General features: G+C 70.2%; 13 protein-coding genes. 2 read left to right on the forward strand and 11 right to left on the reverse strand.

Translation table 11 applies throughout. The features are described 5' to 3' along the window. Positions 1-9: 9 nt before the first annotated feature. From ACQY4O_RS07415 to ACQY4O_RS07425, 3 genes are all read right to left on the reverse strand, one after another. Positions 10-999 (reverse strand): ABC transporter permease, encoded by a 990-nt coding sequence (locus ACQY4O_RS07415; protein ID WP_428375547.1) that lies wholly within the window; start codon positions 997-999, stop codon positions 10-12. An 81-nt stretch (positions 1,000-1,080) separates the two neighbouring features. Then, on the reverse strand, positions 1,081-2,568 hold the full coding sequence (locus tag ACQY4O_RS07420) for a sugar ABC transporter ATP-binding protein (protein ID WP_428375548.1): 1,488 nt from the start codon (positions 2,566-2,568) through the stop codon (positions 1,081-1,083). 43 nt (positions 2,569-2,611) lie between these two features. After that, positions 2,612-3,649: a sugar ABC transporter substrate-binding protein gene (locus ACQY4O_RS07425; protein ID WP_428375549.1), complete on the reverse strand. Its 1,038-nt coding sequence runs from the start codon at positions 3,647-3,649 to the stop codon at positions 2,612-2,614. A 136-nt stretch (positions 3,650-3,785) separates the two neighbouring features. On the opposite strand from ACQY4O_RS07425, the gene ACQY4O_RS07430 reads away from it, so the two are divergent. Both ACQY4O_RS07430 and ACQY4O_RS07435 read left to right on the forward strand, forming a co-directional pair. Continuing rightward, complete coding sequence (locus ACQY4O_RS07430) at positions 3,786-4,973, forward strand: metallophosphoesterase family protein (RefSeq protein ID WP_428375550.1); 1,188 nt, start codon at positions 3,786-3,788, stop codon at positions 4,971-4,973. Beyond that, positions 4,970-5,920 (forward strand): isopenicillin N synthase family dioxygenase, encoded by a 951-nt coding sequence (locus ACQY4O_RS07435; protein WP_428375551.1) that lies wholly within the window; start codon positions 4,970-4,972, stop codon positions 5,918-5,920. The genes ACQY4O_RS07430 and ACQY4O_RS07435 overlap by 4 nt, the downstream gene beginning before the upstream one ends. On the opposite strand, the gene ACQY4O_RS07440 is transcribed toward ACQY4O_RS07435, so the two are convergent. The 8 genes from ACQY4O_RS07440 to ACQY4O_RS07475 form a co-directional block, all read right to left on the reverse strand. Beyond that, the gene (locus ACQY4O_RS07440) at positions 5,896-6,543 is read right to left on the reverse strand and encodes a thiamine phosphate synthase (RefSeq protein WP_428375552.1); all 648 of its coding nucleotides are present in this window, start codon (positions 6,541-6,543) and stop codon (positions 5,896-5,898) included. The genes ACQY4O_RS07435 and ACQY4O_RS07440 overlap by 25 nt on opposite strands. A gap of 7 nt (positions 6,544-6,550) precedes the next feature. Beyond that, complete coding sequence (locus ACQY4O_RS07445) at positions 6,551-7,333, reverse strand: thiazole synthase (protein ID WP_428375553.1); 783 nt, start codon at positions 7,331-7,333, stop codon at positions 6,551-6,553. Between the two features lie 3 nt (positions 7,334-7,336). Further along, complete coding sequence (gene thiS / locus ACQY4O_RS07450; protein ID WP_428375554.1) at positions 7,337-7,534, reverse strand: sulfur carrier protein ThiS; 198 nt, start codon at positions 7,532-7,534, stop codon at positions 7,337-7,339. A 29-nt stretch (positions 7,535-7,563) separates the two neighbouring features. After that, positions 7,564-8,562, reverse strand: a complete 999-nt coding sequence (locus ACQY4O_RS07455; RefSeq protein ID WP_428378136.1) for an FAD-dependent oxidoreductase — start codon at positions 8,560-8,562, stop codon at positions 7,564-7,566. 2 nt (positions 8,563-8,564) lie between these two features. Beyond that, positions 8,565-9,395 carry a formate dehydrogenase accessory sulfurtransferase FdhD gene (gene fdhD / locus ACQY4O_RS07460; protein WP_428375555.1) on the reverse strand — a complete coding sequence of 277 codons (831 nt, stop codon included), beginning with the start codon at positions 9,393-9,395 and terminating at the stop codon, positions 8,565-8,567. Between the two features lie 23 nt (positions 9,396-9,418). Further along, positions 9,419-11,242: a glutamine--fructose-6-phosphate transaminase (isomerizing) gene (glmS, locus tag ACQY4O_RS07465; protein WP_428375556.1), complete on the reverse strand. Its 1,824-nt coding sequence runs from the start codon at positions 11,240-11,242 to the stop codon at positions 9,419-9,421. Then, positions 11,242-12,585 carry a bifunctional UDP-N-acetylglucosamine diphosphorylase/glucosamine-1-phosphate N-acetyltransferase GlmU gene (glmU, locus tag ACQY4O_RS07470; protein ID WP_428375557.1) on the reverse strand — a complete coding sequence of 448 codons (1,344 nt, stop codon included), beginning with the start codon at positions 12,583-12,585 and terminating at the stop codon, positions 11,242-11,244. Before glmU ends, glmS begins: the two co-directional genes overlap by 1 nt. A gap of 145 nt (positions 12,586-12,730) precedes the next feature. Beyond that, complete coding sequence (locus ACQY4O_RS07475; protein ID WP_428375558.1) at positions 12,731-13,603, reverse strand: DUF3108 domain-containing protein; 873 nt, start codon at positions 13,601-13,603, stop codon at positions 12,731-12,733. Positions 13,604-13,921 lie beyond the last annotated feature (318 nt).

The following is a 13,921-nucleotide window of genomic DNA, read 5'->3' on the forward strand; positions in this document are numbered from 1 at the left end:
CCGCGCCGGTCAGACCCGGCCGCGGCGCTTCTGGTTGAGGCTGTCGATCAGCACGGCGCCGAAGATCACCGCGCCCTGGATGAACTGCACCCAGAACGGCTGCACGTTCTTGAGCGTCAGGCCGTTATTGATCAGGCCGATGATCAGCACGCCGAGCAGGGTGCCGAGCATGCTGCCCTTGCCGCCGAACAAGGAGGCGCCCCCGATCACCACGGCGGCGATCGCGTTGAGCTCCAGGCCGACGGCGGCGATCGGCTGCGCGCTGTCGAGCCGTCCCGCCAGCACCACGCCGCCGAGGCCGGCGAGCGCGCCGCTGATGATATAGACGATGGCGAGCGTGCGGTTGACCGGGATGCCGGCGAGGCGGGCTGCTTCCCGGTTGCCGCCGACGGCGTAGATCTCCGCACCCAGCACGGTACGCGACAGCACCACCCAGGCGAGCAGGAACACGGCCGCCGCGATGAGGGCGGCGATCGGCACCGGCCCGAGATTGCCGCCGCCGATATTGTCGAAGCTGTCGGGGAAGTCGAAGATCGTGTTGCCGCTGGTGACGATGAAGGCGAGGCCGCGCGCCATCGCCAGGACGGCCAGCGTCACGATGAACGGGCTCATGTTGAGCACGGTGATGGCAAAGGCGATGAACGCGCCGCAGCAGGCGCCGATACCGATGCCGGTGAGCACGGCGAGCGGCACCGGGACATGCGCGTGGATGGCAAGGCCGGTCATCACGCCGGTGAACGCCACCACGGAGCCCACCGAAAGATCGATGCCGCTGGTGACGATGACGAAGGTCTCGCCGACCGCGACGATGCCGATCAGCGAGCTTGCCAGCAGGATCGAGAGGATATTGGCGGTGCTGAGAAATGCCGGCGTGGTGATCGCGAGGTACAGCGAGATCGCCACGAACCCGACCACGATGGTCAGCTCGTTCAGAGCCCGGCCAACCCCGCCAAGGCTGAAGCGCGCCGCCTTCGAGTTTTTCGTCTCGGTAGATGACATGTCAGCCTTCTAGAATGGATTTCAAAGGCAAGCCTTTGACGGGGTCAAAGGGGCAGCGCCCCTTGGCTTCACTGGCCACCATCACCCCAAAGCCGCCAGCGCCATGATCCGCTCCTGGCTAAACGCCTCGCGCTCGATGCCTCCCGCAAGCCGGCCGGAGCGCATCACCAGGATGCGATCGCAGAGTCCGAGCAGCTCCAGCATGTCGGACGAGACCACCAGCACCGCGCCGCCCGCTGCCGCGAGTTCCCCGATCAGGCGATAGACCTCGACCTTGGCGCCGACATCGATGCCGCGCGTCGGCTCGTCGAGCAGGAACACGCGCGGGTGGGTGGTCAGCGCCCGCGCCAGCACGACCTTCTGCTGGTTGCCGCCGGAGAGGCTGGAGACCACGGTGCCGATCCCCGGGGTGCGTATGCGCAGCTCGTCCACGGCGTTGGCGGCGAGGCGGTCGGTGCGGCCGGCGGCGCTGAACACGCGCAGCCAGGCGAGCCTGCCGAGGGTGGAGAGTGCCACGTTGGCGCGCACCGGAAACGGCAGCACCAGGCCTTCGCCCTTGCGGTCCTCGGGCACGAAGGCGATGCCGGCGGCGATCGCCTCGCGCGGGCTGCGTATGCGCACGATGTTGCCGCCGATGCGGATGCTACCGGTGGTGTCGGGCAGCGCGCCGTAGATCGCCTTGAGCACCTCGGTGCGTCCGGCCCCCATCAGGCCGCCGACGCCCACGACCTCGCCGGCGCGGACCGTGAGCGACACGCCGGAGAAGCGGCCGGTCGAGGAGAGGTTCTCGACGTCGAGCATCGGGGCGCCGATGCTGGCCACCCGTTGCGGGAACAGCGCCGAGATCGGCCGGTTGACCATGGCCTGGATCAGGCCGGCCTCGTCCCATTGGCCCACCGGCCGGGTCGCCACGGTGACGCCGTCGCGCATCACGGTGACGCGGTCGCAGATCTCGAAGATCTCCTCGAGATGGTGGCTGATGAAGACGATGCCGATGCCGGCCTGGCGCAGGGCGGCGACCGTTGCATACAGGATGCGCTGCTCGGCGATGGTGAGCGTCGCGGTCGGCTCGTCCATGACGATCACGCGCGCCTCGCGGGACAGGGCGCGGGCGATCTCGACGAGCTGCTGCTGGGCGATGCCGAGGCGGCGCACCGGTGTTGCGGGTGCGACGTCGAGCCCGACGCGGGCGAGCAGCGCGCGGCTGTTGCGATACAGCAGCGCGCGCCGCACCACGCCGAACGGATTGCGCGGCAGGTTGCCGAGATAGATGTTCTCGGCGACCGTCTGGTCCGGCACCAGGCTGAGTTCCTGGTGGATCACCACGATCCCGGCATCGAGCGCGTCGCGCGGACCACGCGGCGTGAATTCGGCGCCGTCCAGCAGCACGTGGCCCGCATCGGCGCGGTAGGCGCCGGCCAGCACCTTCATCAGGGTGGACTTGCCGGCGCCGTTCTCGCCGACGATGCCGAGCACCTCGCCGCGTTTGAGCGTGATCGAAACGTCGGCCAGCGCACGCACGCCGGGGAACGACTTGCTGATGCCGCGCATCTCCAGCAGCGTCGCCACGGTGCGGGCGCCCCCGGTCGCCGCCTATTCTACCGGGCCGCTTCTACTGGGCCGCGACCTGGTCGCCCCACAGGCCGTACTGCTTGACGTCCGGGCTGTCGAGGTTGGCCTTGGTCAGCAGCACGTGCGGCCAGAACTGGTGTGCCGGGATCTTCGACTTGTCGCCATGCAGGTACTGGTCGATGTAGTTCACCGTCTGTGCCGCCATGGTGAGCGGGTTCTGCGACAGGGTGGCGTCCATCTGGCCCTTGCGTATGGCGCTGAGGCCCTGCTCGGTGCCGTCGATGCCGATCACCACGATATGCTTCGGATCGCCGATCGGCACGAACCGATTGGCCTGGCGGATCGCGCGCACCGCGCCGATCGCGTTGTCGTCGTTGCCGTTGAAGATCGCGTCGATGTCGTTGTGCGCGGCCAGCAGCTGGGTGGTGATGTTGAAGCCCTTGTCGGCATCGAAGTCGGCGGCCTGCCTGGCCACCAGCTTCAGCCCAGGATTGGCGGACGACAATGTCGCGAACTCGGTGGCGAAGCCGCGTTCGCGATCGTCGCCGGCGGTAGTGCCGAGCAGGCCTTCGAGGTCCACCACGTTGCCCTTGATCGCGCCGTAGCGGGCGCGGAGCTGGGCTGCGATGAAGTCCGCACCTTCCTTGCCGAGGGCCACGTTGTCGGTCTCGAGGAAGTTGACCTGGCACTTGCCGCAGGCAGCCCCCCGATCGAGCGTGAAGACCGGGATGTGGCGCTTGTTGGCCTGGCGGACCACCGGCACGATCGCGTTGGCGTTGATCGGGTTCAGGATCAGGGCGGCAACGTGCTGGTTGATCAGGTCGAGCACCTGGGTCGCCTGGGTGTTGGCGTCGCCGTTGGCGCTGGTGTCGATCAGGGAGAGGTCGGGATGCGCCTTGATGCCGGTCACGACACCGTTGGACATGCCCTGGAAGAACGGGTTGGCCAGGGTGGAGACGCTGTAGCCGACCACAGCAGGCTGCTGGGCCGAGGCGGGGCCGGCCGAGAGGGCGGGGAGTGCCAGGGACGCAATCACAGATGTGGCGACGGCTGCGCGGCGCAGCAGGGTGTGGGACATGACTTCCTCCGGTTCAGGCTTGCTGCGCCCGCCGGGCGTTCGCTACCTAGTTAGGGACAGGGTATGGAGCGCCTGATTGCGCTGTCAATGCCGCGGCCTGCGGCGCCGACGGCCAGCATCTGCACGGAGGTCGACCATGGCGCGTCATCCAAATCCGGGGCACGGCTTCGGCCAGCGCCGTCCCTCGCAGGCCCCGCCGCATCCGCAGCAATCGCCCCTGTTCAAGGGCAGCCCGTTCCAGCCGCTGCCCGCGCCTACGGGCGCGTCGCCGTTCCGGCTCGACCTCGAGGCAATCGTGCCGAAGGCGGTCGCTGCCGCGCGAAAGGCCGGCGGCATGGCGTTCCATGTCGTGGGCGACACCGGTGGCGTGCTGGACCCCAACCCGCAGACGCTGGTGGCCGCAGGGATGGAGCATGATGCCGGCGTTTCGGGACAGTACGGCGTCCCGGCGTTCTTCTACCATCTGGGCGACGTGGTCTATTTCGACGGCCAGGCCGAGCAATACGTACCGCAGTTCTACGATCCCTACGCGCACTACCCGCTGCCGATCATCGGCATTCCCGGCAACCATGACGGCGACGTGTTCGATGACGGCACCCGCACCAACCCGCTGCCGTCGCTGGCCACCTTCGTGCGCAATTTCTGCGCGGCCACGCCGGGCACGCATTCGCCGGACGCCGGCGAGGCGTCGCGCACGGCAATGATCCAGCCGAACGTGTACTGGACACTGAACACGCCGTTCGCGACGATCATCGGCCTGTACACGAACGTTCCGGAAGGCGGCGTCGTCGAGGCCGACCAGGCGGCCTGGTTCGTGGGCGAGCTGCAGGCGGCGCCGACGGACCGGGCGCTGATCGTGGCCCTGCACCATCCGATCTACTCGCTCGACACGTACCATTCCGGCAGCAAGCCGATGGCGACGCTGCTCGCGAACTCCTTCGCCAGCGCCGGGCGGAGTGCGGACATGGTGTTCACCGCGCATGTGCACAACTACCAGCGCTTCAGCATCGCCGACGTGGATGGCGGCGGCGTGACGCCGTATTTCGTGGCCGGGCAAGGCGGCTACCACAACCTGCACAAGGTCGCGAAGATCAACGGCCAGCCGCTGATCACGCCCTATGCGGTGCCCGGCCAGTCCGGGGTCACGCTCAACAGCTACTACGACGACCGCTTCGGCTTCCTGCGCCTCGAGGTGTCGCCAAACGAGATCGCGGTGTCGGCCTATACGGTGCCGCGGCCGCAGGAGCCCTGGGACCAGGTGCCGACCCTGTTCGACACGATGCGGTTCGACTGGAAGCAGCGCAGGCTGGTCACCGGGTCATGACGCAGGACCAGGCGGCGACCCTCCCGGTCATCGACATCGCGCCGCTGCGGTCGCCGGACGAGAGCAAGCGCCGGGCCGTCGCCGCTTCTCTCGGGCGCGCCTGCCGCGAGGTCGGGTTCTTCTACGTCACCGGGCACGGCATCGCAGAGCCCACCATGCAGGCGATGTTCGGCGCGTCGCGGACGTTCTTCGCCCTGCCGATCGAGGAGAAGCGGCGGCTCGCGCATAGCCGCACCGGCAACAATCGCGGCTATGTGGAACTCGGTCTCGAGCGGCTCGACATGAGCGCGGCGCCGGACCGGAAGGAGGCGTTCAATATCGGGCTCGAGCTGCCACCGGCGCATCCCGCGCGCGCGCAGCCGTTCCGTGGTGACAATGCGTGGCCGGACCAGCCGGACTTCCGACGGCTGATGCTGTCGTACTACGATTCCTGCCTGTCGCTGGGCACGCTGATCCATCGCGGGCTGGCGCTCGATCTCGGCCTGCCCGAACATTTCTTCGACAGCGCCCTGGACCTGCCGATGGCGACGCTGCGGTTGCTGCATTATCCTGCCAGCACCGCGGACAAGTCGGCTCCGGGTGCCGGAACCCATACCGACTACGGCAACCTGACCATCCTCGCGGTCGACGGGGTTGCCGGGCTGCAGGTGCAGCGGCGCGACGGCGCGTGGCTCGACGCGCCGCACATTGCGGGCAGCTTCGTCTGCAACATCGGCGACTGCCTGATGCGCTGGAGTAACGATGTCTATGTCTCGACGCCGCACCGCGTCAGCCAGCCCGCCAGCGAGCGCTACTCGATCGCGTTCTTTCTCGATCCCAATCCGGACGCCGCCGTGGTGCCGGTGCTGACGCAGCCCGGCATGGTGGCACGCTATCGGGCCACCACCGGTGCCGACTTCCTCCGCTCGCGGCTGGACCCGACCTACGACCACGTGCCGGCCTCCTGAGTTTCGTCATCGAGGATCCGCACCCAGGCCGACATACGCGCCTGCGGATCGGGGTGTCCCACGATGTCCGAGACCACCGCGACGCAGTCGGCGCCGGCGGCCAGGCACAACGGGGCACGTTCCAGGGTGATGCCGCCGATCGCCACCAGCGGCAGCGAGCCGATGCGCCGGCGCCATTCGCCGATCCGGTCGAGCCCCTGTGGCGCCCAGGGCATGAGTTTCAGCGTCGTCGGATAGACCGGCCCGAGGGCGACATAGTCGGGAGCCAGCACCAGCGCGCGCTCGAGCTCGGCGTCCGAATGGGTGCTGATGCCGAGCCGCGCGCCGCTGCCGCGGATCGCCTCGCGGTCCGCCTCGTCCAGATCCTCCTGTCCGAGATGGATGCAGCCGACCCCCTGCTCGATCGCCAGTTGCCAATGGTCGTTGACCACCAGCGTGGCGCCGGCGGCGACGCAGGCCAGCCGGGAAGCGCGTATCTGCTGCCGCAGATGGGCGGTGTCGGACGACTTGACCCGGAGCTGGATCAGCCGCGCGCCGTGCTCGACCAGGCGCTGCACCCAGGCGGCGCTGTCCACCACCGGGTAGGCGCGCGACGGCAGGCTCAAGCCAGCACGCTCGTGCAAGGCCCGCTCATGCAAGCAGGGGCCGGCCGAACACCGGCGTAGAGGGCGACGCCATGTCGCGGCTTGCCATCGGGTCGGACAGGAAGGCGGCGCGGCCGGCCTCGATCGCCTGCGCAAAGGCGTGCGCCATCGCCGGCGGATCGCCCGCCCTGGCGACCGCGGTGTTGAGCAGGATGGCGTCGTAGCCGAGCTCCATCGCCGCCGCCGCGTGCGAGGGCAGCCCGATCCCGGCATCCACCACCAGCGGCACCTCGGGAAAATGGGCGCGCAAGGCGCGCAGGCCGAACAGGTTGTTGAGCCCCTTGCCCGAACCGATCGGCGCGCCCCAGGGCATCAGCACCTCGCATCCGGCCCCGAGCAGGCGCTCAGCCACGACAAGGTCCTCCGTGGTGTACGGCAGCACCTTGAAGCCGTCCCCGGACAGGATGCGGGCCGCCTCGACCAGCCCGAACACGTCCGGCTGCAGCGTGTCGCTGTCGCCGATCACCTCGAGCTTGATCCAGTCGGTGGCGAACACCTCGCGCGCCATCTGCGCCGTGGTGACCGCCTCGCGCGCGGTGTGGCAGCCCGCGGTGTTCGGCAGCACCGGCACGCCGAGGTCGCGGATCAGCGACCAGAACGCCTCGCCGGCGCCCCGGCTCGCACCCGGCCCGGCGCCCTCGCGACGCAGCGAGACGGTGACCAGCGCCGGCTGGGCCGCCCGCACGCACTCGGCGAGGATGTCGGGCGACGGATACTGCGCGGTGCCGAGCAGCAGCCGCGAGGCGAACGCGGCGCCATAGAGCCGCACCGTTCAGCCTCCCTGCATCGGCGAGACGATCTCGAGCCGCATGCCGTCATTCAGGGCCTGGGTCGCCCGGCGCACAGCCGGCACGAAGTCGCCGTTCAACGCGGTCGCGAGCCGCGGCTGGGTGTAGCCGAGCTCGACCAGGACAGTCTCCAGGGTGGTGGACGCGACCTCGTGCGGCGCGCCGTTGACCAAGATGCGCATGCACGGTCTCCAGGCTCTGCATATGCCTCTCAAGTATGCAGTCCCAGGGATGCCTGCAAGCCAAGGATCCCGGCCACCTCGGCGGCGAGCACCGGCGCCAGCAGGTAGCCGTGCCGGTGCATGCCGTTGACGCTGATGGTGCCGTCCTCCTGCACGCGCACGCGTGGCATGTTGTCCGGATAGGACGGCCGCAGCCCGGCGCCGGTCTCGATGATCTCCGCCTCGGCCAGCGCCGGATGCAACGTATAGGCGGCGCCGAGCAGTTCCATCGCCGCACGCGCGGTGATGCCGCCCTGCTGCTCGCTCTCCACCATGGTGGCCCCGAGCATGAAGACATGGTCCGCGCGCGGCACCAGATAGACCGGATGCCGCGGGTGCAGCAGCCGCACCGGCCGCCGCAGGGCAAAATCCGGGCAGCGCAGCAGCAGCATCTCGCCGCGCACGCCGCGCAGGGCGGCGACCGTCGCCCGGGCCGCAAAGCCGCGGCAGTCGACGACGTGGGTGAACGCGGCCCGGTCATAGTCACCGGCATCGAGCTGCAGGCTGCCGCCCGTGGCCTGCAGCCTTGCCGCCAGGGCCGCGAGTGCTGCGCGCGGGTCGAGATGCGCCTCGCGCGGATACAGCAGCGCACGGCCGAACCGCCCGATGAGCGCCGGCTCGAGTGCTGCGATCGCCTCCGCATCGAGCCACTCGTGCCCGTCGGTGCGACGCGCGAACCGCAGCAGTTCGCCCTGGTCGCGTGCCGGCGCCAGTACCAGGCTGCCGGCGCGCACCGCGTCCGGCACGTGCGCCAGCCACCAGTCGATCGCAGCCTCGCCATGCAGCATGATCTCCACCGGCGCCGTCTCGGCCTCGCACCAGGGTGCGAGCATGCCGCCGGCCTGCCACGACGCACCCGACCCGATGCGCGGCCCCTGCTCGGCCAAGGTCACATCGGCGCCGCGCTCGGCCAGGGTGACCGAGGTGACCAGCCCGGCCACGCCGGCGCCCCGGACCAGAACCTGGGGCACCGGCACCCGGGGCACCATGCTCAAGTGCCGCCGGATCCGAGGATCCGTTGCGGATGCGTGCACAGCTCGAAGCCGTCCTCGCGTCCGACGGCGATCAGGGTCAGCCCGGCCGCCTGCGCGGTCCGGATCGCGAGTGCGGTCGGCGCCGAGACGGCGGCCAGGATGGTCGCCCCCATGCGCTGCGCCTTCTGCACCAGCTCGACCGAGATGCGGCTGCTCATCACCAGGATGCCGTCCGCCGCGTCCTGTCCGGCAACGCTCAAGGCGCCCGCCAGCTTGTCGAGCGCATTGTGCCGGCCGACATCCTCGCGCAGCGCGAGCAGGCCGGACCCCGGCCGGAAGAACCCCGCCGCATGCACCGCCCGGGTCTCGCGGTTCAACGCCTGGGCCGGCCGCATCGCCGCCATCGCCGCCATGATCTCGGCGGCCTCGACCGCGTGGCCGGCCGGCACCGGATCACCCGGCACGGCGATCGCCTCCTTCAGGCTCTCGATGCCGCACAGCCCGCAGCCGGTCGGCCCGGCGATCCGCCGCCGCCTGCTCTCCAGCCCCGCCATGCGGCCGGGATCGATCCACAGGCGCATCTCGATGCCGACGCCCGCCGGCAGGTCAACGCGCTCGATCTCCTCGATCTCGGCGAGATCCGACACGATGCGCTCGTTGAGCGAGAAGCCGCGGGCGAAATCCTCGAGGTCGGCGGGCGTCGCCATCATCACCGCGTGCGACAGCCGGTTGTAGGAGAATGCCACCGGCATCTCCTCGGGGATGCAGCGCGTCCCCGGCGTGAAGCCACCGTCGCGCCAGGCCAGCCGATCTATGACCAGGGACGACGGCGTACCGACTGGATGCAAGGCAGGCGGCATGCCGCCGGGCACTATTCCACCGTCACCGATTTCGCGAGGTTGCGCGGCTGGTCGACGTCGGTGCCCTTGAGCAGCGCCACCTCGTAGGCCAGCATCTGCACCGCGATGCTGTGCAGGATCGGCGCGGTGAAGGCGTCCGCCTCCGGCAGCACCACCATCGCCTCGACGATGCCGCGCAGCCCGGCCGCCCCCTCGGCATCGGTGAATGCCAGCAGCCTGCCGCCACGCGCCCGCGCCTCCTGCAGGTTGGACGCGGTCTTGCCGAACAGCCGCCCGGACGGCGCGATCGCCACCACCGGCACCGTGCGGTCGATGAGTGCGATCGGGCCGTGCTTCATCTCGCCGGCGGCATAGGCCTCGGCGTGGATGTAGGAGATCTCCTTGAGCTTCAGGGCACCTTCGAGCGCCACCGGGAAGTAGGCGCCGCGCCCGAGATACAGCACGTCGCGCGCCTCGGCGACGATCGCGGCGGCGCGCTGGATGTCGGCCCGCAGGTCGAACAGCTCGGCCGCCTTGCCCGGCAGGTCGAGCAGCGCCTGCACCAGCTCGAGTTCGCGCTCGGCGGTGAGGCTGCCACGGGCGCGTCCGGTGGCGATCGCCAGGCACGCCAGCACCGACAGCTGCGCGGTGAACGCCTTGGTGCTGGCGACGCAGATCTCCGGGCCGGCCACCGTCTCCAGCACCATGTCGCTGTCGCGCGCCATGCTGCTCTCCGGCACGTTGAGCACCGACAGGATGTGCTGGCCACCGGCCCGCAGCGCACGCAGCGCCGCCAGCGTGTCCGCGGTCTCGCCGGACTGGCTGATCAGCAGCGCCAGCCCGCCCGGGGCCAGCGGCGCGTCGCGGTAGCGCAGTTCGCTGGCGACGTCCGCATCGACTGGCAGCCGCGCCTCGCTTTCCAGCCAGTGCCGCCCGAGCAACCCGGCATAGAACGCCGAGCCGCAGGCGGTGATGGTCGCGCGCGGAATGGTCGCGAGGTCGAACGGCAGCGGCGGCATCACCACGCGGCGGGTCGCAGGGTCGATCATCCGGCGCAGCGTCTGCCCGATCACCAGCGGATGCTCGTGCAGCTCCTTGTCCATGTAGTGCCGGTAGCCGTCCTTGCCGATCGAGCCGCCGGCGAGCGCGGTCCGGCGTATCTCGAACGGCACCGCGCACCCCTCGGGATCGAACATCTCGGCGCCGGTGCGGCTCACCACCACCCAGTCGCCGTCGCGCAGATAGGCGATGCGCCGGGTCAGCGGCGACAGCGCCAGGCTGTCGGAGCCGAGGAACATCTCGTCCTCGCCGAAGCCCACCACCAGCGGCGCGCCATGCCGCGCGCCGATCATCAGCTCGGCGTGCCCGGCGAAGATCATCGCGATCGCATAGGCGCCGTGCAGCCGCCCGAGGGCTGCGTGCGCCGCCTCGCGCGGCGCCATGCCGGCGCGCAGGTTGCGATCGACCAGCTGCGCCACCGTCTCGGTGTCGGTCTCGGTGGTGAACACCTGCCCCTCGGCCTCGAGCTCGGCGCGCAGCTCGGCGTGGTTCTCGATGATGCCGTTATGCACGATGGAGACCAGCGCGGTGCCGTGCGGATGCGCATTGCCCTCGGTCGGCGCGCCGTGCGTCGCCCAGCGCGTGTGGCCGATACCGGTGGTGCCCGACAGCGGCGCGCGCTCCAGGGCGGCACCCAGGTTCACCAGCTTGCCCTCGGCGCGGCGGCGCTCGATATGGCCGTTCACCAGCGTCGCGATGCCCGCCGAGTCGTAGCCGCGATATTCCAGCCGGCGCAGCGCCTCGTAGAGGATGGGGGCCGCGACATTCGTCCCGATGACGCCGACGATGCCGCACATCAGCGAGTTTCCCTATTCTTCTTGTCGCGCGCGAGCTTCTCGCGAAACATCGCCGCCTGGCCCGGCTTGTTGACCTGGCGCGACCGCCCGAGGGCGAGCGCATCGGCCTCGACGTCGCTGGTGATGACGCTGCCGGCGGCAACCAGCGCGCCGTCGCCGATGCGCACCGGCGCCACCAGGATCGCGTTCGAGCCGACAAAGGCGCCTGCGCCGATCTCGGTGCGATGCTTGGACACGCCGTCATAGTTGCAGGTGATGGTGCCGGCCCCGATATTGCTGCCGGGCCCGATGCTGGCATCCCCGATATAGCTAAGATGGTTCGCCTTCGCACCGATGCCAAGATCGGCCGCCTTCAGCTCGACGAAATTGCCGACATGCGCCGCATCGCCAACGCGCGTGCCGGGGCGCAGCCGGGCGTACGGCCCGATCTGCGCGCCCTCGCCCACCGTGCAGCCCTCCAGGTGGCTGAAGGCGCGTATCTCGCTGCCGGCGCCGACCGAGACACCGGGGCCGAACACCACGTGCGGATGCACCACGACGTCCGGTGCCAGCACCGTGTCGGCGCTGAGGAACACGGTGTCGGGTGCCACAAGCGTGGCGCCCGCCGCCATCGCGGCCTGGCGCAGGCGGTGCTGGATGGCGGCCTCCGCCTCGGCGAGCTCGGCCCGGCTGTTGATGCCGCGCAGCTCGGCCTCCGGCGCCTCGACGGCACGCACGCCGGTGCGGCCGCCACGGCCCGCCGCCGCCAGCGCCACGACATCGGTCAGGTAGTACTCGCCGCGCGCGTTGTCGGCACGCACCGCCCGCAGCCAGCCGGCGAAGTCGGCGGCGGCGGCGCACAGCACACCCGCATTGCACAGCCCGATCGCGCGCTCGGCTTGCCCGGCGTCGGCCCACTCGACGATGCGCTCGACCTGCCCGTCTTGCTGCACCACGCGGCCGTAGCGCCCCGGATCGGCCGGCCGCATCGCCAGCAGCGCGAGGCGCGTACCACCCGCGCGCCGCGCCTCGAGCAGGCGCTGCAGCGTGGCCGGCGTGACCAGCGGGTTGTCGGCATAGAGCACTGCGACATCGCCGTCGCCGAACAGCGGCTCGGCCTGCAACGCCGCGTGCGCGGTGCCGAGCCGCTCGTGCTGCACCACCACCGCATGCGGCGCCGCGATCGCCTCGAGCTCCTGCATCCCCGGCCCCACCACGACCACGATGCGGTCGAACACGGCGCTACAGCTCTCGATCAGATGCCGCAGCATCGGGCGACCGGCCAACGCGTGCGCCGCCTTCGGACGCGCGGACTGCATCCGGGTTCCGAGGCCGGCGGCGAGCAGGATGGCGGTGGCGTGCATGGCCCGTTGCGGGTAGCCGGCCCCGGGCGCGAGTGTCAAACACCGGCTGCTTGCCGTCTTTCACAATGCGTTACGGTATACTGCTCGTTTTGGAGGGGTGGCCCATGCCTGCACCGCGGCTGCGCCGGGGCACGCCCGGGCTCTTCTAGCCGCCCGGTGACGGCGGGCTGGGCGGCCCCGCCTCGACGCGGGTCAGCACCATCGTCGCCAGGCCGAGCTTGGGATGCTCGAACATGATGCGCACCGGCAGCGGTGGCGCGCCCGCCACCACCCGGTTGATCCAGGCGGTGCCGTGCTGCGGCCGGTGCAGCTGTGCCTCGTCGTCGTTGTGCAGGAAGCCCGCGACCTGCTGGCTGACGAAATCGCAGCGCAGCGCGGTGCCGCCATAGGCCGCGCCATGATCCTGCGGCACGGTCTGCTGGCCGGTGGTCTGCGAACGCGCCCGGGTCAGCCGCAGGCCGTCGAACACCAAGGCGTTGCCGTCGCAGCGTCCGCTGCGCTCGACCCTGCGCATCAGGTCGGCGATCGCGCTGAGGGTGTCGACGCTGCCTCGGGCCTGGGCGATCGGCACCGGGTCACGCCGTGTCTCCGGCGGCGCCAGCACCGTCACCGAGGGATTGCCGTCGACATAGTCGAGCTGCGTCTGCCGCTGCGCGCCACGCGAATAGCCGATGCTGGTGAAGCGCACCGGCCGCACGCCGTCGCCGACGAACCGGCCCTGCGCCGTGCTGGTGACGTTGGCGCGCAGCATGAAGCCGAGCAGCCCGACCGTGTGGTCGTTCAAGCGCAAGCTGTAAGCGTCCGGCGTGAGCAGCAGGTCGACCGTGACATCCATGACGTGGAAGCCGTGCCCGTATAGCGCATAGTCAAGCCGGATCGGCGGCACGGCACCACCGGGCGGTGCTGCCGGGACCGACGCCGCCCGTGCTGGCGCCAGGGCGGCGGGGAGCGTCATGGCGGGCGCAACCGCGAGGCAGGCCACGACCGCGGCGGCCGGCCAGGAGGGTATGCGTCTCATGGGCCGGATGGTGCGGCGTCAGCGAAGGATGTCAAGTAAGCCTGCCCTTGCCGACGCCCAGCCCCCTGCTCTCCCACCCCACTCTCCCAACGAGAACGTTTCGTGTCTGGACTCACGAAAAAGTTACAGTCTCTCGCGGCTAAGCTGTCGGCAGGTATCAAGCGGGCCGCGCTGGCGATATTCAGGATTTCGCGTTCAGGCCTGCGAAGACATGGCCGTTAGTCACAGTAATCCGTGGCCGCCCTGCAATTAACGAAAGTATATCGCCGCCGATTGGCGAGCCTGATCCGGCGATGCAGGTCGGATCACGTTCAACTT

The sequence above is a fragment of the Lichenicoccus sp. genome (genome assembly GCF_965277665.1).
Taxonomy (GTDB): domain Bacteria; phylum Pseudomonadota; class Alphaproteobacteria; order Acetobacterales; family Acetobacteraceae; genus Lichenicoccus.

Excerpts from the sequence above, each read along its gene's own strand:
- ACQY4O_RS07415 (WP_428375547.1), bottom strand. The coding sequence starts at position 999 with ATGTCATCTACCGAGACGAAAAACTCGAAGGCGGCGCGCTTCAGCCTT.
- glmS (WP_428375556.1), bottom strand. The coding sequence starts at position 11,242 with ATGTGCGGCATCGTCGGCGTCATCGGGACGAATGTCGCGGCCCCCATC.
- glmU (WP_428375557.1), bottom strand. The coding sequence starts at position 12,585 with ATGCACGCCACCGCCATCCTGCTCGCCGCCGGCCTCGGAACCCGGATG.
- ACQY4O_RS07455 (WP_428378136.1), bottom strand. The coding sequence starts at position 8,562 with ATGGTGCCCCGGGTGCCGGTGCCCCAGGTTCTGGTCCGGGGCGCCGGC.
- thiS (WP_428375554.1), bottom strand. The coding sequence starts at position 7,534 with ATGCGCATCTTGGTCAACGGCGCGCCGCACGAGGTCGCGTCCACCACC.
- ACQY4O_RS07435 (WP_428375551.1), top strand. The coding sequence starts at position 4,970 with ATGACGCAGGACCAGGCGGCGACCCTCCCGGTCATCGACATCGCGCCG.
- ACQY4O_RS07425 (WP_428375549.1), bottom strand. The coding sequence starts at position 3,649 with ATGTCCCACACCCTGCTGCGCCGCGCAGCCGTCGCCACATCTGTGATT.
- ACQY4O_RS07430 (WP_428375550.1), top strand. The coding sequence starts at position 3,786 with ATGGCGCGTCATCCAAATCCGGGGCACGGCTTCGGCCAGCGCCGTCCC.
- ACQY4O_RS07475 (WP_428375558.1), bottom strand. The coding sequence starts at position 13,603 with ATGAGACGCATACCCTCCTGGCCGGCCGCCGCGGTCGTGGCCTGCCTC.